The following is a 26,283-nucleotide window of genomic DNA, read 5'->3' on the forward strand; positions in this document are numbered from 1 at the left end:
CCACCACCGTGGCCGCCACCGCCACCACCGCCCTTGGCATACGCAGACCCCATCGGCGAGATATCGGCAGGTAACAATGCCGTTGCGCCGAATGCCAGAGCACACGCAAAGACGGCCACCAGGGTTTTTCTCATGTTGTTTCGCCTCCAACGGCGCGGGTAGAGCTCAGGGGCTGGTAAGACATGCGGCGGCCTTGCAAGTTCTGTCGCCCTGACAGAAGGATCGTGGCTCCTGACTGCTCATATCTCGACCTGCGTGCCAAGCTCGATCACCCGGTTCAGTGGCAGCTTGAAGTACTTCAGGTTGCTGTTGGCATTCTTCAGCAAGAAGGCAAACAGGTGCTCCCGCCAGCGAGCCATGCCCATCTGCCTGCCTGCAATGACCGTTTCGCGGCTGAGGAAATAAGTGGTGCGCATGGGGCCGAACTCAAGGTCGGCACGTTGGCAGCGGCTTAACGCCAACGGCACATCGGGCTCCTCCATGAAACCGAAATGCAGGTTCACGCGGAAGAAACCGTCCCCAAAAGCCTCGACCTCAAAGCGCTTGCCAGCGCTGACCCGTGGCTCGTCCTCGAATACGACAGTCAACAGCACCACTTGTTCATGCAGTACCTGGTTATGCAGCAGGTTATGCAGCAAGGCGTGAGGCACCGCCTCGGGCCTGGCGGACAGGAACACGGCAGTGCCGCCCACGCGGTGAGGCGGCTGGGCTTTGAGGCTGGTAATGAACAGCTCCAGCGGTAGCGAGCTTTCGTCCAGCCGTTCGACGATCATCCGCCGCCCGCGCTTCCAGGTAGTCATCAGGGTGAACAGCGCCAGGCCCGCGATCACCGGAAATGCGCCGCCCTGTAGAATCTTCGGCGCATTGGCGGCGAAATACAGGCTGTCGACCAGCAGGAACGCCAGCAGCATCGGCACCGCCAGCCAGCGTGGTGCCTTCCACAGCAACAGCACCACTGCCGAGGCCAGCAGCGTGGTGATCAGCATCGTCCCGGTCACGGCTACGCCGTAGGCTGCCGCAAGCGCCCCGGACGACTCGAAGCCGACCACCAGCAGCACCACGCCAACCATCAGCGCCCAGTTCACCATGCCGATGTAGATCTGCCCTTGTTCCTCGCTGGAGGTGTGCTGGATGAACATGCGCGGTACGTAACCCAGCTGGATGGCTTGGCGCGTCAACGAGAACGCACCGGAGATCACGGCCTGGGAGGCGATGATGGTGGCCAGCGTGGCCAGCCCGACCATGGGCAGCAGGGCCCATTCGGGCGCCAGCAGGTAAAACGGGTTGCGCACTGCCTGCGGGTCGCCGAGGATCAGCGCGCCCTGGCCGAAGTAGTTCAGCACCAAGCCGGGCAGCACCAGCAGGAACCAGGCCCGGGCGATGGGTTTGCGGCCGAAGTGACCCATGTCTGCATAGAGTGCTTCGGCGCCGGTCAACGCCAGCACCACCGCGCCCAGAATCGCCACCCCCATGCCTGGGTGCAGCACGAAGAACTTTACCGCCCAGAGCGGGTTGAGTGCCTGCAGCACCTCCGGCCGCTGGACGATGCCGTGCAGGCCAAGCGCACCCAGCACGACGAACCACAGCACCATGATCGGCCCGAATAGAATGCCGATGCGCGCGGTGCCGTGCTTCTGGATCAGGAACAGCGCCACCAGCACCACCACCGACAGAGGAACGACCCAATGTTCGATACCGTCGAAGGCCAATTGCAGCCCCTCCACGGCCGATAGCACGGAAATCGCCGGCGTGATCATGCTGTCACCGTAGAACAGCGCAGCGCCGAACAGGCCGAGCAGCACCAGTATCCTGCCCAGTCGCTGGTAGGGAGCCGCTGCGCGATGCGCCAGGGCAGTCAGGGCCATGATGCCACCTTCGCCCTGGTTGTCGGCGCGCAGGATGAACAGTACGTACTTGAGCGATACCACCCAGAGCAACGACCAGAACACCAGTGACAGTACGCCGAGTACACCGGCAGTGTTGGCCTGCACACCGTAGTGCCCGGCGAACACTTCCTTGAGGGTGTACAGCGGGCTGGTGCCGATGTCGCCATACACTACGCCGACAGCGGCGACGAGCATGCCGATGGGGTTGGACTTGCCGGGAAGAGACTGATTTGCGATGACGGTGGACTGGCTCACGAAGGGCTTCTCTGGACTGGCGGGTAGAAAATGCATGCCATCCCTGAGCATCGCGCGCCCAGTATTCCTTCTGCGTGTTGGCTCAGCCGTAAAAAGAGCGTAAAAAATCAGCCAGCGCCCCAATACCTGTCAGTCAAGCAATTCGGGAACCGCTTTGCCGCCCATCGTCGGCAAGCCAGCTCCCACAGGTACAGCGCAGACTTCAAGAGTTACGTGGGCCCTGTGGGAGCTGGCTTGCCGGCGATGGGTTACTCAGCCAGGTTGCGCCGCCAGGCTGTTGCTGACATTACGGCCCAACACCAGCACCGTAGCGAAACCGCAGCCTACCAGGGCCGTGGCCAGGCTCAACAGCACCGAGCTGCCCAGCTGGTCGACGATCCGCCCGCCGAAGAACGAGCCCAGCGCAATGATCACCTGGAACATTGCAACGAACAGCGGCATGCCACGTTCGACATCCTTGGGCGCGACGACGAACATCCAGATACTGGCGCAGGCCGGGAATGCGCCGAAGGCGAAGCCCCACAACCCGATCAGCATCGCCGCACCGGTCATGCCGGTAGCGAAGTGAGGGAACAGGGCGGTGCTGCTGCCAATCATCAACGCTACCAGCAGCAGGGTGTGACGTACGCTGCGGTTGGCGGCGAAACCGGCGAAGATATTGCCGAATACCCCGGCCACGCCATAAAGCAGCAGCAACGAGCCAATGGTCGGCCCATCGAAGCCGGAGCTTTGTTTGAAGAAAGGGGCGACATAGGTGTACGCGGCAAAGTGCGCCAGACCGATCAGCAACACGGCGATCAGGCCAACCCGCGCCTGTGGGTTGATGAACAGGGCTGGCAGGTCGCTGATGCGAATGGCCTTGTCCGGGTTGAGCCGCGGTAGCAACAGGATCTGCGCCAGCAGCACCGGTACGCCCAGCAGCGCGGTTACCAGGAAGGTCATGCGCCAGCCCAGCAGGCCGCTCAACCAGGTGCCTACCGGCACGCCCAGCACGGTGGCCAGGGTTACGCCGACCATGATGATGGAGGTGGCCTGGGCTACGCCCACGCCCCTGGGCGCCAGGCGACCGCTGAGGGCAATGGCTGTCGCCCAGAAACCGCCGATACTCACGCCCAGCAGCACGCGGCCGAACAGCAGCAGGTTGAAGTCACTGGCGTACGCCACTACCGCGTTGGCGATGATCATGATCAGTGTCAGCCCGATCAGCAGATAGCGACGGTCCAGAGCGCCAATCCCCACTGACAGCAGTGGGGCGGCGAGGGCGGCCATGATGCCGGGCAGGGTGACCATCAGGCCGGCGTGGCCTGCACTGATGCCCAGGTCGCTGGCGACATCGTTGAGTACGCCAACCGGCAGGAACTCGCTGGTCACCAGGGCGAAGGCGCCGACGGCGACCGAAAGGATTGCCAGCCACTGCTGGCTGACGCTTTGTTGATCATGTTCGGGGAGGCCGCTAGGGGCCTGGTTGGCACTTGGCATGGTATTGGATTCCAAGAGAGGGATGTCGCCTGAAGCAGGCGCAAGGAGCGGGGGAAATTTGCTGGCGATTATAGGGGGCGCTTTCGCCTGGCCAACATGCGGGTCGCTCGATAGTAATCATCAGCGTAATCGATGAAACGCCTTGTGCAGAGCGCCCATCGCCGCTCGAAGCTTCTTGCAGGAGCAGTACAAGGCTACTCCTGCAAAACCTCACTGAACCAATGAGTCATGTGTTGTCCGCGAAGGACACGCAAGCGTCCTCCACATCACCTGCATCCTATGGCGACACCAGCACATCGCACTGGGATTCGTTCAGCACATGCTTGGTGACGCTGCCTATCAGCAGCTCTTCAAGCGCGCTTTCCCCTTGCTTGCCGACCACGATCAGGTCGCATTCCAGCTGTTGTTCCTGCTCGGCAATCCGCCAGCCTGGGTCGCCATGCACCACGATTTGCCGAGCATCTGCCACTCCGGCGGTTTCGCTCAAGGCCGCGAGCTGCTTCAGCGCATCCTTGCGGATGACATTGCGGTAGTGCGTAAGCGTGTCATGGTCGATGTGGGCGAAGCGCATGCTGCCTTCGAACGGTGCCTCGTACACATGCAACAGAATGATCTCGGCCTGTGGAGCAACGGCCCTTGCCAGTTCGATGGAGCGCAGTGACGAAGGCGAAAAATCAACTGCAACCAGCAAGGTCCGGTAGGTATCGCGAGGCGCCTGCTTGACCACCAGCAAAGGGCAGGGCATGCAGTTCAGCATCTTCTGTACAGTGGAGCCCAGCAGCAGGCGCCGCGCCACGCTCTGGCCCTTCGCCCCACACACCAGCAGGTCGCTGCGCTTGTCCTGCACTACACGGGTGATCTCTGTGGTCACCGAACCATGCGCGACCTGCACGCCAGCGGCGATGTCATGGCGCTGGAACAGCATTGCAGCCAGCGCGCGAATTTTTTCGCCAGCGGTATCCAGTACGCGCTTCAGCAGATCGTCACCCGGTGCCACCAACTGCTTCAGGCGCTCGAAGGGGGCCGGATTGGCAACGTACAGCAGGTCCAGCGCTGCCTGCTGCTCCTTGCTCAGGTGCGCAGCGCGCTCTGCCGCGTTGCGGGCGGAGGTAGACAGGTCGGTGGCTACCAGTATGTGGTCCAGCGGGCTCATGTGGGGGGCTCCTTGTCCAAAGCCGCGCGCGGTGATCGATGGCGATGACCTTGAGCACGATGCGCATGGCGGTTGTCGATTCGTTCCTTGCTGACAGCCATCGTCGCGCGAACCGGAGCCGGCGGCTTGATTTGCATCAATGGAGTGGGGCACCGATCTCGAGCTCACCACTCGCCACCAGCATTCTCCTCTGCATTGGCCAAATGGTCCCCAGGCCGCCAGGGTGTGGGCTAACGACATGGAAAATATCCCGGTATTCTTCGCGCTCTGCGGGCTCGCCATTGCCCTCGAGACAGCGGCGGGGCCCAACGTCTGGTTGAGCATCGTGTTCACTGCGGCCAGGGTCTTGCACACGTGGGCCTACCTGGCGAGGGTGCAGCCGTTGCGTACCGTGCTTTATGGCATCGGGGTGATCTGCTTGCTGGGTTTTTGCGTGGTTGTCACAGCAAGGGTAGTGAGTTTTTTTGCCCTCTGAGGCAGTACCGCTGCCGGGCTCGTAGTGGCATCTACATGTCTGCATGAGTCGATTTTTTCAGGCGTGCTCGGTCCCTGTGGGAGCGGGTTCACCCGCGAACACCGGCGTAGCCGGTGCCATGCACCGCGTTGCATTCTCGCGGGCACGCCCGCTCCCACAAGATCGCGCCTGGCCCAGGCGGCGCTATTGCGCGGGTGCCCAAAGGCTTGCGTCATGCGTGCTTGAGCGCTTCCACCAATTGTGCCTTGGTCATGGTGGAGCGCCCCTTGATGTCTTTGCTGCGCGCTTCCTTCATCAGGCTTTGCTTGCTCTGGGTTTCCAGGGAACTGTCCGATGTACGGGAATGACCTTGACGTGACTTCGCCGCCCGTTTGGCCGAGTCCGAGCGGGCAGTCTTCTTCTCGCTGGAAGAGGTGGCCTTGCCCGAGCCGCCTTTCTTCTCACCACCCCCGGACTGTTTGTTTACGGTGGCCCAGGCGCGCGCTTCAGCCTGGTCTTTCGGTACGCCTTTGTGCTCGTAGCTTTCCTCGATATGTTCGGCCTTGCGCTTCTGCTTGTCGGTGTATTTGTCCTTGTCGCCGCGTGGCATGGCATTCGCTCCCGTCTGGTTTGCATGAGCGGTTGAATGCCGCAGCGACGCCCGAGTGCCCGGTATCCGACCAGCGGTGCCCGGACACCGGTTGCCCACCGGAAACAGTCATTCAACCGACACATCGAGGCCTTAGGGTTGAGACAGGAACCCGGCCAGGGCTATGGTCACTGATGTTGCCGTGATGGCGCCGCCAGACGGCTCTACCGTGCGGCCTGCCATTCATTGGTCACAAAGCTGTAACATTGCTGCTGCAAAGTGTGCCGGCCATCACACGGAGCACTTTTCGATGATACGCCTGATGAAGTCTGCTGCACTCGCCGTTGCCGTTTCTGTTTGCGCCACCTCGGCATCCTTCGCCGCAGAGAACGTCCGCCTGACCGGTTCCGGCGCCAGCTTCCCGGCACCGATCTACCTGACCTGGTTCAAGGCCTTCAGCAAGGAAACCGACGGTGTCACCGTTGACTACCAGTCCAAGGGGAGCGGGGCGGGTGTCCAGGACTTTCTGAACAAGACCGTCGACTTCGCCGCCAGCGACTCGGCCATGAAAGCCGAAGAAATCGCCAAGGTCGGCGAGGGCGTGCAGTTGCTGCCGATGACCGCCGGTGAAATCGTCCTGGCTTACAACCTGCCAGGCAACCCTAAAGGGTTGAAGCTGCCACGTGATGTGTACTCCAACATCTTCCTCGGCAAGATCACCCAGTGGAACGACCCGCAGATCGTCGCGGCCAACCCTGAGCTGAAACTGCCAGCTACCCCGATCACCGTGGTCGTGCGTGCCGACTCCAGCGGTACCACTGCGGTATTCACCAAGCACCTGTCGGCCATCAACGCTGACTTCAAGCAAGCGCTGGGTGAAGGCAATACCGTCAACTGGCCGGCCAGCGACAAGTTCATCAAGTCGCCGAAAAACGACGGTGTAACCGCCACCGTCCGCCAGACCCCAGGTGCCATCGGCTACATCGAATACGGCTTCGCCAAGCTGGCCAAGGTCGACTTCGCCCAGCTGCAGAACAAGGCCGGCCAATACGTCGTGCCGAACGCCGAGAGCGGTGCCGAGGCTCTGGCGGCGGTGAAGATGCCGGAAAACCTGGTGGCCTGGCTGCCTGACCCGGACGGTGCCAAGTCCTACCCGATCACCTCCTACACCTGGATGATCTTCCGCAAGGACAACGGTAACCCGGCCAAGGCCAAGGCCATGCGCGAAATGGTCGAATACAGCCTGACCGAAGGCCAGAAGATCGCCGACTCGATGGGCTACATCCCGCTGCCACCGTCGGTTGTCGATCAGGTACGCAAAGCGTCCGCAAACATCCAGTAACACGCCCAGGCGCTCCCGGTGTGGTCTGGTGGCCATACCGGGTGTGTTTGCCCTCTGTCCCGGAACTTGCCAATGAACACTCCTTTCGCCATCCCGGCCAATCCCGACTCCGCGTGCCAGCCACCGTCTGCGAAAGACTTCCTGGTTGATCGCACCTTCCGTGCGCTTGCACGCATCGGTGTGGTGCTGGTGCTGGCGCTGGTCTTCGCGCTGGTCTACGAAGTGGGCCGCAAGGCACTGCCTGGCATCGAGAAGCACGGCTTTGACGTGCTGTTCGGTAGTGTCTGGGACGTCAACCAAGGCAAGTACGGAATTTTGCCAGCGATCTGGGGCACGCTCTACAGCGCCCTGATCGCCCTGTTGATCGCCGGTTTCTTCGGCGTCAGCATGGCCATCTTCCTGACCCAGGACTTCCTCCCGGCCAGGCTGGCGGCGGTGTTCCGCACCATCGTCGAACTGCTCGCAGCCATCCCCAGCGTCGTCTACGGCCTGTGGGGGATCTATGTGGTCATCCCGGCCATTCGCCCGCTGACCACCTGGCTGAACAGCGAGCTGGGCTGGATTCCCTTTTTCGGCACTTCCCTGAGCGGCCCCGGGCTGCTGCCTGCCGCGCTGGTGCTGGCGATCATGATCCTGCCGACCATCGCCGCCGTTTCGCAGGACGCCCTGACCAGCGTGCCGATGAAGACCAAACAGGCCGCCTACGGCCTGGGCGCCACCCATTGGGAGGCCATCCTCAAGGTAATGGTGCCATCGGCAGCCACCGGCATCTTCGGTTCGCTGGTGCTCGGCCTGGGCCGTGCGCTGGGTGAAACCATGGCGCTGGCCATGCTGGTGGGCAATGCCAACAACATTTCCCTGTCCTTGTTCGCCCCGGCCAACACGCTGGCGGCCTTGCTGGCCCTGAACTTCCCGGAGGCCGGCCCGAACGAGGTCGAGGTGCTGATGTACGCCGCACTGGTACTGATGTTCATCACCCTGCTGGTGAACGTGCTCGGCTCGATGATCATGCTCTACGCCCAGCGGGGTAACAAATGATGACCAACCTCACCACCCCTGCAAACGCGTTGCCCAGCCTGCAGCGCAAGCTTGAAGGCCGTTCCCTGCGCAGCCTGTTGTTGACCACGCTGGCATGGTTCGCGGCACTGGTGGCCAGCGTGCCGCTGATTTCCGTGCTGTACATGCTGATCACTCGCGGCGGCGCACGCCTCAACCTGGAGGTGTTCACCGAGCTGCCACCCACCGGCTTCGAGATGGGCGGGGGCTTTGGCAACGCCATGGCCGGTACTTTCGTCATGGTCGGCATCGCTGCCGCCATCGCCGTGCCGGTCGGTATCCTTGCCGCGGTGTTCCTGGCCGAACTCGGCCCGGACAGCAAGCTGGCCAACGCCGCGCGCTTCGCCGCCAAGATGCTAACCGGCCTGCCGTCGATCCTGGCCGGCGTGTTCGCCTACGCCCTGGTGGTGATGACCACCGGCACCTACTCCGCGCCGGCAGGTGGTGTGGCCCTGGCGGTGCTGATGCTGCCCATCGTCGTGCTGACCGCTGAAGAGTCGATGAAGATGGTGCCCAAGATCATGAAGGATGCCGCCTACGGCATGGGCTGCACCCGTGCCCAGGTAATCTGGAAAATCGTTCTGCCCACCGGCCTGCCGGCCATCCTCACCGGTGTCATGCTGGCCGTGGCCCGTGCCGCCGGCGAGACCGCGCCGCTGCTGTTCACCGCGCTGTTCAGCAACTACTGGATCCTGCATGACGGCGACCTGGCGGTCATGAACCCGACGGCTTCACTGGCCGTACTGATCTACAACTTCTCCGGCATGCCATTCGACAACCAGCTCGAGCTCGCCTGGGCGGCCTCGCTGGTACTGGTAATGATCGTGCTGGTAATCAACATTCTGAGCCGAGTATTCGGCAAGCCCAAGTATTGAGAAAGGGAGCATCCGACCTTGAACGTATCCACTGCGCCAAAAGCCGCTCCCGTGGTCAGCGAAGCCCCCATCGTCATGGACTGCAAGCTGGACAAGATCTTCTACGGCAATTTCATGGCCGTTCGCGACAGCCATGTGCCGATCCGCAAGAACGAGATCACCGGTTTCATCGGGCCGTCCGGCTGCGGCAAGAGCACCGTGCTGCGTAGCCTCAACCGCATGAACGACCTGGTGAAGGGCTTCCGCTTCGAAGGCCATGTGCACTTCCTGGGCCAGGATGTCTACGGCAAGGGCGTCGACCCTGTGGTGGTGCGCCGCTACATCGGCATGGTGTTCCAGCAGCCCAACCCGTTCTCCATGAGCATCTTCGACAACGTCGCCTTCGGTCTGCGCCTGAACCGCTACAAGGGCGACATCGGCGACCGCGTCAAGCACGCGCTGCAGGGCGCCGCGCTGTGGGACGAGGTGAAGGACAAGCTCAAGGTCAGCGGCCTGGCCCTGTCCGGCGGCCAGCAACAGCGTCTGTGCATCGCCCGCGCCATCGCCACCGAGCCGGAAGTGTTGTTGCTGGACGAACCCTGCTCGGCACTCGACCCGATTGCCACCCGCCGGGTGGAGGAGCTGATGGTCGAGTTGAAAAAGGACTACACCATTGCCCTGGTGACCCACAACATGCAGCAGGCGATTCGTGTGGCCGACACCACCGCGTTCTTCTCGGTCGACATCTCCAAAGGCACCCGTACCGGTTACCTGGTCGAAATGGGCCCGACCACGCAGATTTTCCAGAACCCGCGTGAGCAGCTGACCGCCGACTACATCAGCGGCAAGTTCAGCTGAGGCCGTACCTGCCAAGGTGGCCGGGTGTTGCAGTCAGGGAGGCTGCAACACCCGGCCGCGTTACCTTCCGTCAAGTGTTACCAGGGATTTCCAATGCCAGCGACGCGTCGTCTTGATCTGCCAGCGGTAGAGCGCGCACTGCGTGAGGTGCAGGCCCGCTTCGCCGAACTCAGCCAGCATTTCACCGAACCGCGGGATCCATTCACCGACGAGGTGCTGCTGAATGTGGTTGAAGGCTATGCCCTGATTGACGACTATGTCGCCCGGGGTGTCGACCTTTTCGACCTTCAGCAACTGAACCTGATGCTGGAGATCAATGCCACCGTGCTGTGCGGCAGCGACCCGGCACGCCGGCTGGAGTTCGCCCCGCACCTGGCGGCGACCGAGGCGCACTTTTTCAATAATGTGGAGGGCGGCATCAAGGACCTCTACAACTGGTATTGCTCGTATGGCAGCGACTCGATCTGGAAGCGCGCGGCGGGTGTCTACGTTCGAATTCTGAGCAAGCCGCAGCTGTTCATCGAAGGCAACAACCGCACCGGGTCGCTCATTGTCAGCTACTTGCTGATGCGCGCGGGGCTACCGCCATTCGTGCTGTCGCTGGACAACGCCGAGGGTTACTTCAACCCGTCCTCGGTCATACGCAACTCCGCCAAGCATGGTGTCAAGGCTTTGTACGAACTACCCAAGATCAAGAAAAAGTATGCAGCTTTCCTTGAAGCGCACGCGCCCGAGCCCGGCAAGTTCTTCCTCGGCGGCACATCCATGCCTGCGCGCGAGAGGTGCCGCTGATGCAAAGCCCTTCTCTGTTCCAGCGCGGGCGGCAAGCCTTCGAGCGCGCGTTCAATCGCCCGCAGGTACGCATTTCGTTCGATATCGACGACACGCTCGCCTGCCAGGCCGACCACGCCGCCGCCGAGGACAGCAAGCTGCCGGCGTTCGTCCACCGCTGGTTGGGTGAACCCCTGCGCAGTGGCACGCGTGCGCTGATCCGCGACCTGCGCCGCCAGGGCTGCAGCATCTGGATCTACACCTCGTCGGGGCGCACCCCGGCCTATATCCGCCGTTGGCTGATGCTCTACGGCATCCGTGTCGATGGCGTGGTCAACAGTGACCGGCACCAGCATATCCTTGCCGTGAACGGGCTTGAGAATGCGCCCTCGAAGTTGCCGTCGGCCTTCGATATCGACCTGCATGTCGATGATTCCGAAGGCGTGCGGCTGGAAGGCGTCGACCACGGTTTTCGCGTGGTGGTGGTGTGCCCCAAGGATGAGAACTGGGCGCAGAAAGTGATGGATGCGGCGGTCGATGTCCAGGCACAGCTGGCCTGGCAGCAACCGCACCGCTATGAAATGCCGGTACGGCCGCGTTCGCAGGCCCTGGCTTCCTGAGGGCTTCAAGGTACTTTTCTCGTTACGCCTCTTCGCTGCTAGTTGCCCCCCACATCTCCATTCGCGGCTTCACATTTTCAGCTTCGGCTTGACTCGTGAAATTTTTCATGTAATTTTTCATGAAAAATAACTCTAAAAATTTCACGGCAGTCTCAAACGATGAAGATGCACGAAGAGGTTGAAGCCCTCGCGATCCTTATTCACGACCTGCGCAAATTCAAGAACCTGACCCTGGGCGAACTCGCCGAGCGCATCAACCGCTCGGTAGGCTTCCTGTCTCAGGTCGAGCGCGGTGTATCGCGCCCTACCGTGGCGGACCTCACCGCCATCAGCGAAGCGCTCGGCGTTTCCACCGCGTACTTCTACAACCTGAGCAAGCCCCGCAGCGTCAGTTGGGTCACGCGCCCCCACGAGCGGCGCACGCTGTACCTCGAGTCGGGTATCACCGATGTGCTGGCCTCGCCCACCATCGGCGGTGCGTTCTCCATGCTCGACAGCCATCTCGAACCAGGCGCCAGCAGTGGCGAGCTGTACCTGACTGACCGTTCCGAGCAGGGTTGTTTCGTGCTCGAAGGCGAACTCACGGTCTGGCTGGACCACGGTGACGCCGTGACCCTGCAGGCCAATGACTGCTTCCAGCTGCACCCCCACGCGCAGTTCCGTTACGCCAACCTGACGGAAAAAGCCACCCGCGTGCTCTGGGTCTTCAACTGAATTCGTTCACCTCACAAGGACAAGAAGATGAGTGTCGTCTTTCCGGATCTGCTGACTGAAGTGCGCTCGTTCCGAGCGCAGCACCCAGAAATACGCTATGTCGACCTGATTGCGCTGGATATCCCCGGGCACTTCTACGGCAAGCGCTACCCCATGGACATGCTGGAAAAAGTCGCAGCCGGCGCGCCACTGAAGTTGCCGCAGAACTGCGTGCTGCTCGGTACCCAAGGTGGCCTCTACCCAATCGGTGACTACTGCTTCGCCGATGGCGACCCGGATGCCGCCCGCCGCCTGGTGCCGGGTACCCTCAAGCCGGTGCGCTGGGAAAAGGAACCGATCGCGCAGATGCTCATCACCTCTGACGGTACCGCCAAGCCCATCGAGTTCGAGCCCCGTGAAGTGCTGGCCCGGGTGATCCAGCGCCTGGCCAGGCGCGGCATTCGCCCGGTGGTGGCCTTCGAGCTGGAGTTCTACCTGTTCGACCGCAAGCTCGATAACGGCCTGCCACAGTACCCTCGCGACAAGGCGACCGACGACCACGACGACCAGCCGAACATGCACATCGAGCGGCTGTCGCGCTTCGCACCGGTACTGCACGAGATGGTCGATGGCGCCAACGAGCAGGGCGTGCCGGCGAACGTGATCACCGCGGAGCTGGGCCCGGGCCAGTTCGAGATCAACTTCTCGCACAGCGACGATGCCATGAGCGCGGCGGACTGGTCGGCGCTGTTCTGCCGCAGTACCCGCGGTATCGCGATGAAGCACGGCTACCGAGCCAGCTTCATGAGCAAGCCGTACCTCGACGCGCCGGGCAGCGGCATGCATGTGCACGTCAGCCTGTACGACAACGCCGGCAACAACATCCTGGCCGGCGATGACCAGCGCAAGCTGCGCCATGCGGTGGCAGGGTGCCTGGAGCTACTGCCGCACTGCATGCCGATCTTCGCCCCCAACCACAATGCCTACCGCCGTTACGGCGCCATGGTCAACGCGGCGAGCAAGGCCAGCTGGGGTTTCGAAGACCGCGATGCGTGTATTCGCATCCCTGAGTCCGACCCGCGCAACCTGCGCATCGAACACCGCCTCGCCGGTGCCGACGCCAACCCGTACCTGGTGCTGGCGGCCATCCTGACCGGGATGGAGCATGGCCTGGAACGTGGCGTCGAGCCCATCGCCCCGCTGAACGACAACCGCCAGAGCGGCATCGAGTTCCCCAAGGATGCCTTCAGTGCCCTGGCCGCCATGCGTCACCACCCGGTGGTGAACGAGGGCCTGGGCAGTGAATTCGTGATGGTCTACTGCGAAAACAAATACCAGGAGCAACTGGACTTCATGCGCCACATCGATGCCCGCGAATACCGCTGGTTCCTGTAGGTGCGAGGTTGGGGCAGCCCCGCTGCCCCCTGCCTTTCTACCGTTTCAATACAACGCGCAATATGGATTTGCCGGAGGAAAATATGCCACGTGTGCCCGTTATCGGCATTACCGCATGCACCAGCATGATCGAGCTGCATGCAACCCAGACCATCAGCGAGAAGTACGCGCGCGCGGCGGCCCAGGCAGCGTGTGGGCTGCCCATCGTGATACCCAGCCTCGCAGACCTGATGGACAGCGCCGATATTCTCGACGTGGTGGATGGGCTGATCTTCACCGGTTCGCCGTCCAACATCGAACCGTTGCACTACAACGGCCCGGCCAGTGCAGCGGGCACCCATCACGACCCGCTGCGTGATGCCACCACCTTGCCGCTGATGCGTGCGGCCATCGCCGCCGGTGTGCCGGTGCTCGGCATCTGCCGTGGTTTCCAGGAAATGAACGTGGCGCTGGGCGGTACCCTGCACCAGAAGGTGCATGAGACCGGCAGGTTCATGGACCACCGCGAAAGCAAGGGTGAGCCCATCGAAAAGCAATATGGCCCGCGTCACGCCCTGCATATAGAGCCCGGCGGCATGCTCGACCGCATGGGCTTGCCGGCGGTCATCGATGTCAATTCCATCCACGGCCAGGGCATCGATGTACTGGCCCCCGGGCTGAGGGTGGAGGCGCTGGCACCCGATGGCCTGGTGGAAGCGATTTCGGTCGAGAACAGCAAAGGTTTTGCCCTGGCCGTGCAATGGCACCCCGAGTATCAGGTCATGGACAACCCGCACTACCTGACCATCTTCCAGTCCTTTGGCAAGGCTTGCCGGCATCGCTCGGTATTGCGCCAGATGCTCTTGAAGTCCGCCTGACAGCGATCTTTACCAATTACAAAAAAGTACCTGCGCAGCACGGCTGCGCAACCTGATGGAGTGAAGTCAATGAGTGAGCAGAATTCGCAGACCCTTGCCTGGCAAACCATGAGCCGCGACCACCACCTGGCCCCGTTCAGCGATGTTCGGCAACTGGCCGAGAAAGGCCCGCGCATCATCACCTCGGCCAAGGGCGTGTACCTCTGGGACAGCGAAGGCCACAAGATTCTCGATGGCATGGCAGGCCTGTGGTGCGTGGCGGTGGGCTATGGCCGCGATGAGCTGGCCGACGTCGCCAGCCAGCAGATGAAGCAGTTGCCGTACTACAACCTGTTCTTCCAGACTGCCCACCCGCCCGCGCTGGAACTGGCCAAGGCGATCGCCGATGTGGCCCCGCAAGGCATGAACCATGTCTTCTTCACCGGCTCCGGTTCCGAAGGCAACGACACCGTGCTGCGCATGGTCCGCCATTACTGGGCGCTCAAGGGCCAGAAGAACAAGAAGGTCATCATCGGCCGCATCAACGGCTACCACGGTTCAACCGTGGCCGGCGCGGGTCTGGGCGGCATGAGCGGCATGCACCAGCAGGGCGGGCTGATCCCGGATATCGTGCACATTCCGCAGCCATACTGGTATGGCGAAGGCGGCGACATGACCGAGGCCGACTTCGGCGTGTGGGCGGCCGAACAGCTGGAGAAGAAGATCCTCGAAGTTGGCGTGGACAACGTTGCCGCCTTCATCGCCGAACCGATCCAGGGCGCTGGCGGGGTGATCATTCCACCGCAGACCTACTGGCCGAAGGTGAAGGAGATCCTGGCCAGGTACGACATCCTCTTCGTCGCCGACGAAGTGATCTGCGGTTTCGGCCGTACCGGTGAGTGGTTCGGTAGCGACTACTACGACCTCAAGCCCGACCTGATGACCATCGCCAAGGGCCTTACCTCCGGCTATATCCCCATGGGCGGCGTGATCGTGCGAGATGAAGTGGCCAAGGTCATCAGCGAAGGCGGTGACTTCAACCACGGTTTCACCTATTCCGGCCACCCGGTGGCGGCTGCGGTGGGCCTGGAGAACCTGCGGATCCTGCGTGACGAACAGGTCATCGAGCAGGTACACGACAAGACCGCTCCTTACCTGCAACAACGCCTGCGCGAGCTGGCCGACCACCCGCTGGTAGGTGAGGTACGTGGCCTGGGCATGCTCGGCGCGATCGAACTGGTGAAGGACAAGGCCACCCGCGCGCGTCATGAAGGCAAAGGTGTCGGCATGATCTGTCGCCAGTACTGCTTCGACAACGGCCTGATCATGCGTGCCGTGGGCGACACCATGATCATCGCGCCGCCGCTGGTGATCAGCATCGAGGAGATCGACGAACTGGTGGAAAAGGCCCGCAAGTGCCTGGACCTGACGTACGAGGCTGTTCGGTAAGGGAAGAGCCCTGTGGCTGGTGCCAGTCAGTTGAATGGTTTTGGGTCGCTTTGCGACCCTTCGCGGGCACGCCCGCTCCCACAGGTGCGGCGCGGGGTTCAGGAGAAGCGAGATCCCTGTGGGAGCGGGCGTGCCCGCGAAGGGCTGCAAAGCAGCCCCAATATCGCGATGAAGAATCTTGCTTTGTGAGTTGAATCATGTACTTTTCAGGGCATCAATTTTCCCATCCGAAAGTCGCGATTCAACCATGAAAGTGCACGAAGAGATCGAAAGCCTGGCCGTACTGATTCGCGACCTGCGCAAGTTCAAAGGCCTGACACTGGGCGAACTGGCCCAGCGCATCGGCCGTTCGGTGGGCTTTCTTTCCCAGGTCGAACGGGGCGTATCCCGCCCAACCGTGGCCGACCTCACGGCAATCAGCGAAGAGCTCGGTGTTTCCACGGCCTATTTCTACAAGCTGGACAAGCCACGCGAGCTCGACTGGGTCACCCGCCCTCACGAGCGCCGTACCCTTCACCTGGCCGGTGGCATCACCGATGTGCTGGCATCCCCGACCATAACGGGCGCGTTCTCCATGCTCGACAGCCACCTGGAGCCGGGGGCCAGCAGTGGCGAGGAGTACCTGGACGACAGCTCGGAACAGGGCTGCTTCGTGCTCGAAGGCGAACTGACCGTCTGGCTGGATGGCGGCGAGCCTGTAACGCTGCACGCCAGTGACAGTTTTCAGCTGCAACCCCACGCAAGCTTTCGTTACGCCAACCTCACCGACAAGCCCACCCGCGTGCTCTGGGTGTTCAGCTGACAAGAGAAGCCAAGCCATGCTGGCTCTGGCGTCACCAGGCAATCGGTGTGCCGTCCCACGCCCAGAATGTACCGCTCTGGTCGGGACCGTGTCGGCTCACCAGCGCCAGGATGCATGTCGCTGCAAATGCCGGTGAGAACAGTTTTCCCGGCGGTACATTGCCCTGAAAGGGCTGGGAAAGGCGGGTGTCGGTGGTCCCGGGATGCAGCAATAGTACCGTGGAAGCAGGGTTCAGTCGCTTGAGTTCGATGCTCGCAGTGTGCAGAAGCTGGTTGAGCGCGGCCTTGCTGGCGCGATAGCTGTACCACCCGCCAAGATGGTTGTCGCTGATCGACCCGACCCGCGCCGACAGTGCCACATAGGTCATCGGTTGCTGTCGCAACAAGGGCAGCAAGTGCCTGAGCAGCAGGACAGGGGCGAAACAGTTGGTCGTGAAGCTGGCCAGCAGCCCAGCCATGTCCACCTGTGTCAGCGCTTTTTCGGCCCGTGCGGGTGCCTCTTGCAGCACGCCAAGCGTGCACAGTACAAGGTTCAGCTGGTCGCAGCAGGCGCTCACCCGCGCCGCCAGTGTTTGTAGTTCCGCTTCGGAACAGGCGTCGCAATCGATGCGAACCAACTGTCGCGGGTGCTCGGCGAACAAGGCTTCCAGCGCGGGGCTGCTGGTGGCATGTCGCGAGACGGCAAACACCCGCCCGATGTCGGCGCGCACCAGCAACTGCGTGCACAGTGCAAGGCCAATCCCCTGGCTGGCTCCGCAGACCAGTACGTTGGCGGGAGAGTGAAGGTCATTGACAAGGCTCACTGAACTGCCTCCTTTTCCTGGCACCACCGTATGTCCGCCTGTTCACCACTTGCGCCGACATGTCGCTACGGGGTCGGCACGTAAAATTGTACAATATGGGTAAAAGCTGTACATAATTGCCAATATTGTACAGGTATTTTGGAGTGCTCGAGGTCACCATGGGGCGCACTGCTCGTTGGACCTGGCTTTGCCTGCTACTGACAGGCCTGTCCGAGGCGGCGGACTGGCGAGCGGAGCTCCCGGCGGCGCAACGGCTGGGCTCCGGTGAGTTCACCTGGTTTGGCCTGCGTCTTTACACCGCACAGCTATGGGCAGCAGGGCCGGTTCAGGACTGGAACCGGCCTTTTGCCCTTGAACTCGCCTATCACCGAAGGCTGTCCAGAGACATGCTGGTGAAGGCCAGCCTCGAGGAAATGTACCGCCTGGATCCTGTTGGCCTGACGCCGCAGCGACGCGCGGCGTGGTCCCAGGCCATGCAGCAGGCGTTCGTGGATGTACGCCCTGGGATGCGCATCACCGGCTTGTACATGCCGGGGCAGGGCTGCCGTTTCTACGTCGATGGCAAACTCAGCCGGGTGATCGCCGACGCGGACTTTGCCCGGGCGTTCTTCGCCATCTGGCTCGATCCACGGGCCAGGGATCAACAACTGCGTCAGCGTCTGCTGGAGGGTGTGCCATGAATCTGTATAGCGGTAACCTTTACCAGCCTGGGGTAACCTGAACGATGCGCCTGGGCCTGGTACTGGGTGACCAGCTTTCGTTCGACCTGGCAAGCCTGAAAGCCCTCGATCCTGCCCGCGATGCTGTGCTGATGGCAGAAGTGGAAGGGGAAGCCAGGTATGTGCCGCATCATCCATTGAAGATCGTCCTGATCTTCAGCGCCATGCGGCACTTCGCCCAGGCGCTGCGTGAGCGCGGTTGGCAAGTGCATTATGTGCAACTCGACGATGACGGCAACAGCGGTAGCATCGTTGGCGAGTTGCGGCGCTGGCAGCAAGCCCTGGGAGCCACGCACATTCACCTGACCGAATGCGGTGAGTGGCGCCTGGAGCAGGCGTTGCGCGATGCCGCACTGCCGCTTGTGTGGCATCGCGACACGCGATTTTTCTGTTCTCGCGAAGCCTTCGCGCGCTGGGCGCGGGAGCGCGGCCAACTGCGCATGGAGCACTTCTACCGTGGCATGCGCAAGCGTACCGGCCTGCTGCTGGAGCCTGATGGTAGCCCGGCAGGTGGAACCTGGAATCTCGATGGCGACAATCGCAAGGCCTTGCCCCGACAGCTGCGTGGCCCCTTCGCCGCGCATTTCGAGCAGGACCAGATCACGGCCGCGGTAATAGCCCTGGTACGCCAACGCTTCAGCGACCACTACGGAGCCATCGACGGTTTCGACTACCCCGTGACCCATGCCGAGGCGCTGCAGCTCTGGCAACACTTTCTGGAGTTCGGCCTGGCGGCGTTCGGTGACTACCAGGACGCAATGGCCGAGGGCGAGCCGTACCTGTTCCATGCGCGCATCAGTGCGGCGCTGAACATCGGGCTTCTGGACGTACGTCGCCTGTGCGACGAGGTCGACAAGGCCTGGCGCGAGGGGCGAGTACCGCTCAATGCAGCAGAGGGCTTCATTCGCCAGTTGATCGGCTGGCGCGAATATGTGCGCGGCATCTACTGGCTGCGCATGCCGGAGTATGCGGCGCTCAACTACCTGGGCAACGAGCGAGCGTTGCCGGAATTCTACTGGACCGGGCGAACCCGCATGCGCTGCATGCAGCAGGCCATCGGCCAGACCCTTCGCCTGGGCTACGCTCACCATATCCAGCGGCTCATGGTCACCGGCAACTTCGCCTTGCTGGCCGGTATCGCCCCAGCCGCGATTTGTGAGTGGTACCTGGCGGTCTACATGGATGCCTTCGACTGGGTCGAGCTGCCCAACACGCTTGGTATGGTGATGTACGCCGACGGCGGCTACCTGGGGTCCAAGCCTTACTGCGCCAGTGGTCGTTATATCCAGCGCATGTCCGACCATTGCAAGGCGTGCAGTTACAGGGTTGACCACGTGACCGAGGAGGATGGCTGCCCGTTCAATGCCTTGTATTGGCATTTTCTGATTCGCCATCGCTCCGAACTTTCGGCTAACCCGCGTCTGGCGCTGGTCTATCGAAGCCTGGATGGCATGGCGGCTGACCGCCGCGATGCCGTGTGGCAGCGTGGCCAGTCACTGCTGGCACAACTCGATGCGGCGCAGCCGATATGAAAAAGGGTCTTTTGCCCAGCAAGATCTGCGTGGTGTGTGGGCGGCCGTTCAACTGGCGCAAGCGCTGGGCGCGTTGCTGGGAGCAGGTGCGCTACTGCTCCGAACGATGCCGCAAGTCAGCACCGCACCGCGAGGCGCGCGAGCAGGGGCAGGGTAGCGGCCCATATCGGCACCAGTAACAGGCCGGTTTCCAGCGTGCCCATGGGCAAGTCGACATTTGCCAACCTCGCCCCGCTCAGATAGGCCAGAGGGCCGCCAACTGCACCCACCAGCGCACCGAGCCGCCAGTGCCTGTCGGCCCATGCCAGGCTGTGGCGCATGCCGCTGGCCAGCACCAGCCACAGCAGCGCAAGCCACAGCGGCAGTGGCCAGGTGTCGAAACCGAACACGCCCAGCGCGCCCAGCACGCTGTCCAGCACACATCCCACCGGCGTTACGCGCAACAGCGCCTTGACCTCTGCGTGGATGTCCGGGCACAGGCTCAAGTGCGCGGCCAGGCCAGGAATCACCAGCAATGACAGGAAGGGTTTTTCGGCCCCCAATACGCACAGCCACCAGCCAGCCTGTAGCCACAAGGCATTGGCGAGCAGCCAGCGACGGCTCATCAGGCACTGCCAGGCAAGGGCGCGCGCCGTGCCTGGGGCGCTGCCCAGAGCAGATGCGCGACACCGATGGCGCGCTCCTCGAAACCGCCTTGGCAGTAACACAGGTAGAATTCCCACAGGCGCTGAAACATGTCGTCATAGCCCAGGTCCGTCAACGCAGCGCGTGCCTGGCGCAGGTTTTCTCGCCAGTGCCGCAGGGTGCGGGCATAGTCCTGACCGAAGTCTTCCATGTGCAAGAGGTTGAGTGCGGTGTGCCGGCTGGCAGTATCCAGCAACACGCTCAACGAAGGCAGTGCGCCACCGGGGAAGATGTAGCGCTGGATGAAATCGACCGACCGCCGCGCCTGTGCATAGCGCTGATCGCGGATGGTGATCGCCTGCAACAGCATCAGCCCGTCGGGCTTGAGTAGCGAGGCACACTGGCGGAAATACACCGGCAGGTAACGATGGCCCACGGCTTCGATCATTTCGATGGAGACCAGTTTGTCGAAGGTGCCTTGAAGGTCGCGGTAGTCTTCGCGAAGCACTTTCACGCGCTGCTCCAGCCCCAGCCTCTGAACGCGCTGCAGGGTATGGCTGTATTGCGCCTCGGAGATCGTCGTCGTGGTCACCCTGCAGCCATATCGGGTGGCGGCGTGGATCGCCAGGCTGCCCCACCCGCAGCCGATTTCCAGCAGGTGGTCGTCAGGGCACAGTTCCAGCTTCTGGCAGATGCGCTCCAGCTTGTGCAACTGAGCTTGTTCCAGCGTTTGTTCAGGGTGTTCGAACTGGGCTGCCGAATACATCATGGTGGGGTCCAGCAGCCGCTCGAACAGGGCATTGCCCAGATCGTAGTGCGCCAGGATATTGCGGCGGGCACCGCGCCGGCTGTTGCGGTTGAGTTTGTGCTGCAACCGCAGGGCAGGGCGGCCGAAGCGGGCCAGGCCACCCTCGAGGGTGTCAAGTACCTCAAGGTTTGCGACAAACAGGCGAGTCACCAGCGCCAGGTCGGGACTTCGCCAATAGCCGTGGATGTAGGCTTCGCCAGCACCGATCGAGCCATTGCCGGCTATCAGGCTCCAGGTGATGTCATCAAGGATTTCCACCTCGGCCTGCAGCGGGCTGTCGGCGTCACCGAAGCTCCATTGCTGCCCGTGGCTGAGCAGGCGCAAATGGCCATGGCATAGACTGCCCAGGCGGGCGAGCACGGCGTTTCGTGCCAGGCCACCGAACAACGGCCCGAGGCCGGCGAACTTGCTAACGCTCAGGGTGGGGTTCGACATCATCAGGGTCCTCGCAGGATTGGCCGAGCGCCAGGTCACTCTGGCTGGGCGTGTGGTCATGGATGGGCGTGCGTTTGAACAACAGGCGCAGTGCCTGCCAGTAGATGGCCGCGACGGTGCGCAGGCTCATCCAGGGGAAGGCCAGTACGTATCGGTGCACGGCGGCTTTATCCAGCGGCTGGCGCTGCAGGGCCAGGTCGGCCTCGAAGACCTTGCGATCGGCTTGCCAGTTCTCCATGTGGATGCGCACACGCTCTGGGTCCAGGGCAAAGTGCAAGCGATAGTCCATGTGCAGTGGCATGAAAGGCGACACATGAAAGGCCTTGGTGACAGTGAAGGGCTTGGCAAGGTTTTCCCTGACCGGCAGCACGTAATGGAAGCGTTCGCGCCATGGCGTGTTTCGCACCTCCAGCAGGATTGCCGTCAGTCGTCCGTCGCGGTCATGGCAGAAATAGAAACTGACCGGGTTGAACGACAGCCCCCAGCAACGCAATTGCGTGAGCAGGTGCACCGGCCCCTCAGGCATCTCTCCCGTCGCGTTGTGCACCAGCGAACGTGCAGCCTGGGCCAGCGTCTCGCCGCGGCGGGTCCGAGCTGGCAGGTAATCTGCCGGGTGCCAGCTGAGCGGCGCCAGACGCCAGCGCCACAGCCAACGTGACAGCCCTGTCAGCCAGGCTTGCTCGTCCAGGTCCAGGTAGAACATGCCGATCCTGTAGCGGAAGGCGTGGGGGCGCGGCGCCAGGCGCCGGTGGCTGACCCAACCCACGCAGAGGCTGCTGTTCACAGGTGCTCTCCGAAAAGCGCGGCCACCTTCAAGGCACTGACCACGCCATCCTCGTGAAAACCGTTGCCCCAGTAGGCGCCGCAGAAGTAACTGTGGCGATAGCCCTGCAGCTGTTCCTGGCGCGCCTGCGCGGCGCACGCCGCAAGGCTGTACTGCGGATGGTCGTACTGGAAGCGGGCAATGATCTGCGCCGGATCCACCAGCGCGGTCTGGTTGAGGCTCACGCAGAACGTCCTCGGTGCCTGGATGCCTTGCAGAATGTTCATGTTGTAAGTCAGCGCGGCAGGCGCCTGCTGTGGCCCGCCGAGCCGGTAGTTCCAGCTGGCCCAGGCGCGTTTGCGGCGGGGTAGCAGACGGGTATCGGTGTGCAGCACCACATCGTTGCTGGCATAGCCGATGGCGCCGAGCACTTCCCGCTCCTGCACGCTCGGCACTTCCAGCAGCGCCAGGGCCTGGTCGCTGTGGCAGGCAAACACCACATTGTCGTAACGTTCGGTACCGGCAGCGCTCATCAGGGTGACGCCACCTTCGTCGCGGCTGACCCGGTAAACCTTGCAGCCGAGGCGGATGCGCCCGGCAAACGGTCGGCACAGCGGACCGACATAGCTGCGCGAGCCCCCTTCGATCACGCGCCACTGTGGGCGTTGGTTGACCGACAACAAGCCGTGGTTGCGACAGAACCGCACAAAGAACGCAAGCGGGAAGCCGAGCATGTCCGCGCGGGACATCGACCATATCGCCGAGCCCATCGGTACGATGTAATGATCGATGAAGCGCTGCCCATACCGCTGCATTTGGAGGTAGGCGCCCAGGGTAGCGTTGGCATCGATACGCTGGTTATCCAGGTCGGCGAGCGCCTGACGGTTGAAACGCAGAATGTCCCTTAGCATCCCCCAGAACCCCGGGGACACCAGGTTGCGGCGTTGGGCAAACAGGGTGTTCAGGTCGTGCCCGTTGTATTCCAGGCCGGTGGCCGGATCATGCACGGAGAAACTCATTTCGGTCGGCTGCGAGGCGACTTTCAGGTGATCGAGCAAGCGGATGAAGTGCGGATAGGTCCAGTCATTGAATACGATGAAGCCGGTATCTATTGCATGGCGTTCACCCTGCCAGATCACATCGAGGGTATGCGTGTGGCCCCCGATCCATTGCTCGGCTTCGAAAACCGTAACCTCATGCCTGCGTGACAGCAGATGAGCGCAGGATAGCCCTGCGATGCCGCTGCCGATGATTGCTATACGCATGGATCATCATTCCTGTTCATGACGGGCAAGGTGTTGCCCTAGCGCCAGGCGCAGGCGTGCGGGCAGTGCGCCGAGCAGTCGCAATACCAGGGTGAAAAGCAGGGGGAAGTTGATTTCCAGCGGGCGCTCGGGAAGGCGTCTGGCGATATGGCTGGCTGCGCGCTGTGCCGACCATAGCTGGGGCATGGGGAAATCGTTGCGACGGGTCAATGGCGTATCTACAAAGCCAGGGCTGACGAGGGTGACGGCGATGCCTTCGCGAGCCAGGTCGATGCGCTGCGATTCCACCAGATAGCGCACGGCTACCTTGGACGCGCCATAGGCACCGGCGCGGGGCAGGGCCAGCCAGGTTACCGAACTGCCCATCACTACCAGGTGAGGGTGCTGACCGGCGCGAAGCAAGGGCAGGGCCGCTGCCAGGCAGTAGCTGACGGCAAGGAAATTGGTACGCACCACGCGCTCGACAAGGGCTGGGTCGAAATGGCCCGGCTCCAGGTACTCGCAGGTGCCGGCATTGAGGATCACCCGGTCCAGCGCTCCCCAGGCCTGCTCGATACGGGATGCGATCCCGGATACCTGTACAGGGTCGTCGAGGTCGCCAATGGCCAGCAGCACCTGCCCGGGAAAGTGTTCAGCCAACGGCGCGAGACGATCCGCATTGCGTCCGCCCAAGGCAACCTGGTGGCCTTGCTCCAGCAGGCATCGTGCAAGTGCGGCACCGATACCGCTGCTTGCGCCAGTCAGCCAGCAACGGCTCATGCGACCCTGCCTTTGAGCCATCGAATCGCACTGCCCATGACCGGAACGTGTTCGTAGAGCAGGGCTGCTGCGTCGAAATAGTCCTGGTGGAAATGGACCCGTTCATGCCATTGCAGGTAACTGCATCCCTGCAAGGTGATCTGCTCACCACCGGCCAGGCGTGGATGGCGGAACTGCAGGGTCCAGCGCAGGTAACCTTGCCCGGGCGTCACTTCGTCGATGCTGGAAAAGGCATAGCGGATATCGTGAGCGTTGGCGTACAACTGCGCGAAATAGGCCCGCAGAGCCGGCAGCCCCTGGATCTGATGCAACGGATCGCGAAAGGTGACATCGTCGCTGTACAGCTTTTCAAGGGTGCCGAGGTTGCCCCCGTCGAGGCGGGTGAAATGCTCGGCGAATTGCTGCAGATACGCTGACATGCTGGGCTCCAGGAAATCCTGTACAGAAATGGCTTGCTGTACAGGTATAGCTGAAGTCTAAGCGTAAATCTATACAAGTCAACGACCTTGTATAGGTTTTGGTCAGCGCTCCGCCTGGCCCAGTTGCCGGCGCAATTCAGCTACCTCGGCCTCCAGCTCGCGCAGCTTTTCCTCGGCGAAAACCTGCGCTGTAACGTCGCGCTGGATGCCGATGTAGTACGTCAACTGGTCCGCTTCGTTGTGCACGGGCGTGATGGACAACTCGTTCCAGAACAGGCTCCCGTCCTTGCGGTAATTGCGCAGCACCTGGCAGCACGGGAGGCCTCCACGGATTGCCTCGCGGATGCTGTCGAGGCCCGCCTGGTCATGATCTTCGCCCTGCAGAAAACGGCAGTCCTGATACAGGATTTCCTCGGCGCGATAGCCGGTCAGGCGCTCGAAGGCGGGGTTGACGTAGATAAGGATGCTGTCGTCGCCTTCTTGCTCTGCGACGACGATGCCATCGTTGGAATGCTCGACCATCAGTTGCAGGAGTTTCGCGTTGATCATGGGGCCCACCTACAGGCATTTGTATGCGAAGTGCGCAGCCTGGCCTGCGTGCAGAAGGCCTCGGCGCCGTTTGTTGCATGATGAACCAACGAGGCTCGCCGCAGAAGGTGCATATGGGTTTAGAATGTGCCACCCCCCAGATAAACCCTCATCATGACTGACGCCACCCCAGCCGATTTGTTACCCATGCGCGATGTGGTCAGCCTGACCGGCATCAATCCGGTGACCTTGCGGGCCTGGGAGCGGCGCCATGGGTTGATAAGCCCGCAGCGCACCGAGGGTGGCCATCGCCTGTACACGGCCCGGGATGTCCAGCGCATACGCGACATCTTGCACTGGACCGGCAATGGCGTGCCCATCAGCAAGGTAGGCGACATCCTCGCAAGTCAGCCAGATGCGCCGGTGCAGCAGCACTCGGGCTTCGACGACTGGCGCGTCGCCGTGGAGCGCGCCACCAAGGCATTCGATACACAAGCGCTGGAAGCCATCCACGGGCAGTTGTTCACCATCCTGCCCAAGGCCAGCGTGCTGCGCGAAGTGCTTATGCCGGTCTGGCATGGCCTGGCTTCAGGCATTGCGCCGGGCCAGCGTAGCCAATGGCTGTTTCTGGACATGTTCCTGCGCGCCCGCCTGCTGCTGCGTCTGCAGATGAACCAGGCCGATGCGCCGCGCGTGCTGCTGGCAGGTACCGAGGGGCAAGCCGAACTGCAGGTATTGTGTACCGGGCTGTTGTTGAGCGGCGAGCAGCAACGCATCGAAGTACTCGGGTGCGGGCAGCCGCTGGAAGAAATCCCCATGCTATGTGCGGCGATGCAGCCTGCGGCACTGGTGATCAAGGTTCAGGTGCCGGTGGACCCTGCCTTGGCCAGGCGCCTGCGTTCGCTGCAAATGCAGATCGCTTGTCCGCTGGCCTTGATTGGCGAGGGGCTGGCCGATTCGCCACCCGCCTGGCAAGGCCTGCCGTTGTGTCTGCTGGACGAGCAACGGGCTGATGCCTCAAGCACGCTAGGCGCGTTGCTCAGTGGTGCCCTGGACCTTTGACCGGGGCCCGCTCCAGTCTGCCGTATTGATCCTCGCCTGCTCCTGTGGGTTACGCCAGAAGTCTTGCCTCTGGGT

General features: G+C 62.4%; 28 protein-coding genes. 16 read left to right on the forward strand and 12 right to left on the reverse strand.

The window, feature by feature from the left end; all coding sequences use genetic code 11:
* Window positions 1-239: 239 nt before the first annotated feature.
* From CAF92_RS00005 to CAF92_RS00015, 3 genes are all read right to left on the reverse strand, one after another.
* A complete protein-coding gene (locus tag CAF92_RS00005; protein ID WP_046613918.1) occupies window positions 240-2,081 on the reverse strand; it encodes a potassium transporter Kup in 1,842 nt (613 codons plus the stop codon).
* A 312-nt stretch (window positions 2,082-2,393) separates the two neighbouring features.
* A complete protein-coding gene (locus CAF92_RS00010; RefSeq protein ID WP_046613917.1) occupies window positions 2,394-3,620 on the reverse strand; it encodes an MFS transporter in 1,227 nt (408 codons plus the stop codon).
* Window positions 3,621-3,897: 277 nt separating this feature from the next.
* Entirely contained in the window at window positions 3,898-4,773 is an 876-nt protein-coding gene (locus CAF92_RS00015) for a universal stress protein (RefSeq protein WP_046613916.1), read from the reverse strand.
* A gap of 139 nt (window positions 4,774-4,912) precedes the next feature.
* Between CAF92_RS00015 and CAF92_RS00020 the strand changes: the two genes are divergently transcribed.
* Entirely contained in the window at window positions 4,913-5,248 is a 336-nt protein-coding gene (locus tag CAF92_RS00020; RefSeq protein ID WP_085598297.1) for an MAPEG family protein, read from the forward strand.
* Window positions 5,249-5,459: 211 nt separating this feature from the next.
* On the opposite strand, the gene CAF92_RS00025 is transcribed toward CAF92_RS00020, so the two are convergent.
* Window positions 5,460-5,837, reverse strand: coding sequence for a termination factor Rho (locus CAF92_RS00025; RefSeq protein ID WP_085598299.1), 378 nt, complete (start codon window positions 5,835-5,837; stop codon window positions 5,460-5,462).
* A 289-nt stretch (window positions 5,838-6,126) separates the two neighbouring features.
* Here CAF92_RS00025 and pstS point away from each other — a divergent pair, with 289 nt between their 5' ends.
* The 11 genes from pstS to CAF92_RS00080 all read left to right on the forward strand — a co-directional run bounded on the left by pstS (window position 6,127) and on the right by CAF92_RS00080 (window position 16,492).
* Window positions 6,127-7,158 carry a phosphate ABC transporter substrate-binding protein PstS gene (pstS, locus tag CAF92_RS00030; RefSeq protein WP_046613914.1) on the forward strand — a complete coding sequence of 344 codons (1,032 nt, stop codon included), beginning with the start codon at window positions 6,127-6,129 and terminating at the stop codon, window positions 7,156-7,158.
* A 72-nt stretch (window positions 7,159-7,230) separates the two neighbouring features.
* Entirely contained in the window at window positions 7,231-8,196 is a 966-nt protein-coding gene (gene pstC, locus CAF92_RS00035) for a phosphate ABC transporter permease subunit PstC (RefSeq protein WP_013972145.1), read from the forward strand.
* Window positions 8,196-9,089 (forward strand): phosphate ABC transporter permease PstA, encoded by an 894-nt coding sequence (gene pstA, locus CAF92_RS00040; protein WP_023661149.1) that lies wholly within the window; start codon window positions 8,196-8,198, stop codon window positions 9,087-9,089. The genes pstC and pstA overlap by 1 nt, the downstream gene beginning before the upstream one ends.
* 75 nt (window positions 9,090-9,164) lie before the next feature.
* On the forward strand, window positions 9,165-9,926 hold the full coding sequence (gene pstB, locus CAF92_RS00045) for a phosphate ABC transporter ATP-binding protein PstB (RefSeq protein ID WP_031324478.1): 762 nt from the start codon (window positions 9,165-9,167) through the stop codon (window positions 9,924-9,926).
* A gap of 93 nt (window positions 9,927-10,019) precedes the next feature.
* Complete coding sequence (locus tag CAF92_RS00050) at window positions 10,020-10,718, forward strand: hypothetical protein (RefSeq protein WP_085588069.1); 699 nt, start codon at window positions 10,020-10,022, stop codon at window positions 10,716-10,718.
* The gene (locus CAF92_RS00055) at window positions 10,718-11,317 is read left to right on the forward strand and encodes a hypothetical protein (protein ID WP_046613911.1); all 600 of its coding nucleotides are present in this window, start codon (window positions 10,718-10,720) and stop codon (window positions 11,315-11,317) included. The genes CAF92_RS00050 and CAF92_RS00055 overlap by 1 nt, the downstream gene beginning before the upstream one ends.
* Window positions 11,318-11,476: 159 nt before the next feature.
* Window positions 11,477-12,031, forward strand: coding sequence for a helix-turn-helix domain-containing protein (locus tag CAF92_RS00060; RefSeq protein WP_015270026.1), 555 nt, complete (start codon window positions 11,477-11,479; stop codon window positions 12,029-12,031).
* A gap of 27 nt (window positions 12,032-12,058) precedes the next feature.
* Window positions 12,059-13,405 (forward strand): glutamine synthetase family protein, encoded by a 1,347-nt coding sequence (locus tag CAF92_RS00065; RefSeq protein WP_046613910.1) that lies wholly within the window; start codon window positions 12,059-12,061, stop codon window positions 13,403-13,405.
* Window positions 13,406-13,488: 83 nt separating this feature from the next.
* On the forward strand, window positions 13,489-14,262 hold the full coding sequence (locus CAF92_RS00070) for a gamma-glutamyl-gamma-aminobutyrate hydrolase family protein (RefSeq protein WP_085598301.1): 774 nt from the start codon (window positions 13,489-13,491) through the stop codon (window positions 14,260-14,262).
* Between the two features lie 69 nt (window positions 14,263-14,331).
* The gene (locus tag CAF92_RS00075) at window positions 14,332-15,690 is read left to right on the forward strand and encodes an aspartate aminotransferase family protein (RefSeq protein WP_085598303.1); all 1,359 of its coding nucleotides are present in this window, start codon (window positions 14,332-14,334) and stop codon (window positions 15,688-15,690) included.
* A gap of 247 nt (window positions 15,691-15,937) precedes the next feature.
* Window positions 15,938-16,492 carry a helix-turn-helix domain-containing protein gene (locus tag CAF92_RS00080; RefSeq protein ID WP_046613907.1) on the forward strand — a complete coding sequence of 185 codons (555 nt, stop codon included), beginning with the start codon at window positions 15,938-15,940 and terminating at the stop codon, window positions 16,490-16,492.
* Between the two features lie 31 nt (window positions 16,493-16,523).
* Here the strand turns inward: CAF92_RS00080 and CAF92_RS00085 are convergent, their stop codons facing one another.
* Window positions 16,524-17,294 (reverse strand): SDR family NAD(P)-dependent oxidoreductase, encoded by a 771-nt coding sequence (locus CAF92_RS00085; protein ID WP_085598305.1) that lies wholly within the window; start codon window positions 17,292-17,294, stop codon window positions 16,524-16,526.
* Between the two features lie 158 nt (window positions 17,295-17,452).
* On the opposite strand from CAF92_RS00085, the gene CAF92_RS00090 reads away from it, so the two are divergent.
* Genes CAF92_RS00090 through CAF92_RS00100 form a run of 3 tightly spaced genes read left to right on the forward strand, consistent with a single transcriptional unit; the run spans window position 17,453 to window position 19,724 of the window.
* Window positions 17,453-17,974, forward strand: coding sequence for a chalcone isomerase family protein (locus tag CAF92_RS00090; protein ID WP_085598999.1), 522 nt, complete (start codon window positions 17,453-17,455; stop codon window positions 17,972-17,974).
* A gap of 44 nt (window positions 17,975-18,018) precedes the next feature.
* Window positions 18,019-19,545: a cryptochrome/photolyase family protein gene (locus CAF92_RS00095; protein ID WP_085598307.1), complete on the forward strand. Its 1,527-nt coding sequence runs from the start codon at window positions 18,019-18,021 to the stop codon at window positions 19,543-19,545.
* Window positions 19,542-19,724, forward strand: a complete 183-nt coding sequence (locus CAF92_RS00100; RefSeq protein ID WP_085598309.1) for a DUF2256 domain-containing protein — start codon at window positions 19,542-19,544, stop codon at window positions 19,722-19,724. The genes CAF92_RS00095 and CAF92_RS00100 overlap by 4 nt, the downstream gene beginning before the upstream one ends.
* On the opposite strand, the gene CAF92_RS00105 is transcribed toward CAF92_RS00100, so the two are convergent.
* From CAF92_RS00105 to CAF92_RS00135, 7 genes are all read right to left on the reverse strand, one after another.
* Window positions 19,662-20,150 (reverse strand): DUF2878 domain-containing protein, encoded by a 489-nt coding sequence (locus CAF92_RS00105; protein WP_085598311.1) that lies wholly within the window; start codon window positions 20,148-20,150, stop codon window positions 19,662-19,664. The genes CAF92_RS00100 and CAF92_RS00105 overlap by 63 nt on opposite strands.
* A complete protein-coding gene (locus CAF92_RS00110; protein WP_085598313.1) occupies window positions 20,150-21,412 on the reverse strand; it encodes a cyclopropane-fatty-acyl-phospholipid synthase family protein in 1,263 nt (420 codons plus the stop codon). The genes CAF92_RS00105 and CAF92_RS00110 overlap by 1 nt, the downstream gene beginning before the upstream one ends.
* Window positions 21,387-22,196 (reverse strand): DUF1365 domain-containing protein, encoded by an 810-nt coding sequence (locus CAF92_RS00115; protein ID WP_085598315.1) that lies wholly within the window; start codon window positions 22,194-22,196, stop codon window positions 21,387-21,389. The genes CAF92_RS00110 and CAF92_RS00115 overlap by 26 nt, the downstream gene beginning before the upstream one ends.
* Window positions 22,193-23,440, reverse strand: a complete 1,248-nt coding sequence (locus CAF92_RS00120; protein WP_085598317.1) for an NAD(P)/FAD-dependent oxidoreductase — start codon at window positions 23,438-23,440, stop codon at window positions 22,193-22,195. Before CAF92_RS00120 ends, CAF92_RS00115 begins: the two co-directional genes overlap by 4 nt.
* A 6-nt stretch (window positions 23,441-23,446) precedes the next feature.
* Entirely contained in the window at window positions 23,447-24,199 is a 753-nt protein-coding gene (locus CAF92_RS00125) for an SDR family oxidoreductase (protein WP_085598319.1), read from the reverse strand.
* Complete coding sequence (locus tag CAF92_RS00130; RefSeq protein ID WP_046613899.1) at window positions 24,196-24,618, reverse strand: nuclear transport factor 2 family protein; 423 nt, start codon at window positions 24,616-24,618, stop codon at window positions 24,196-24,198. Before CAF92_RS00130 ends, CAF92_RS00125 begins: the two co-directional genes overlap by 4 nt.
* 102 nt (window positions 24,619-24,720) lie before the next feature.
* On the reverse strand, window positions 24,721-25,167 hold the full coding sequence (locus CAF92_RS00135) for a PAS domain S-box protein (protein WP_046613898.1): 447 nt from the start codon (window positions 25,165-25,167) through the stop codon (window positions 24,721-24,723).
* Window positions 25,168-25,320: 153 nt separating this feature from the next.
* Here CAF92_RS00135 and CAF92_RS00140 point away from each other — a divergent pair, with 153 nt between their 5' ends.
* Window positions 25,321-26,208, forward strand: a complete 888-nt coding sequence (locus CAF92_RS00140) for a MerR family transcriptional regulator (protein ID WP_085598321.1) — start codon at window positions 25,321-25,323, stop codon at window positions 26,206-26,208.
* Window positions 26,209-26,283: the final 75 nt, after the last annotated feature.

This window comes from Pseudomonas sp. B10(2017) (assembly GCF_002113295.1).
In the GTDB taxonomy this organism is placed as follows: Bacteria; Pseudomonadota; Gammaproteobacteria; order Pseudomonadales; family Pseudomonadaceae; genus Aquipseudomonas; species Aquipseudomonas pudica.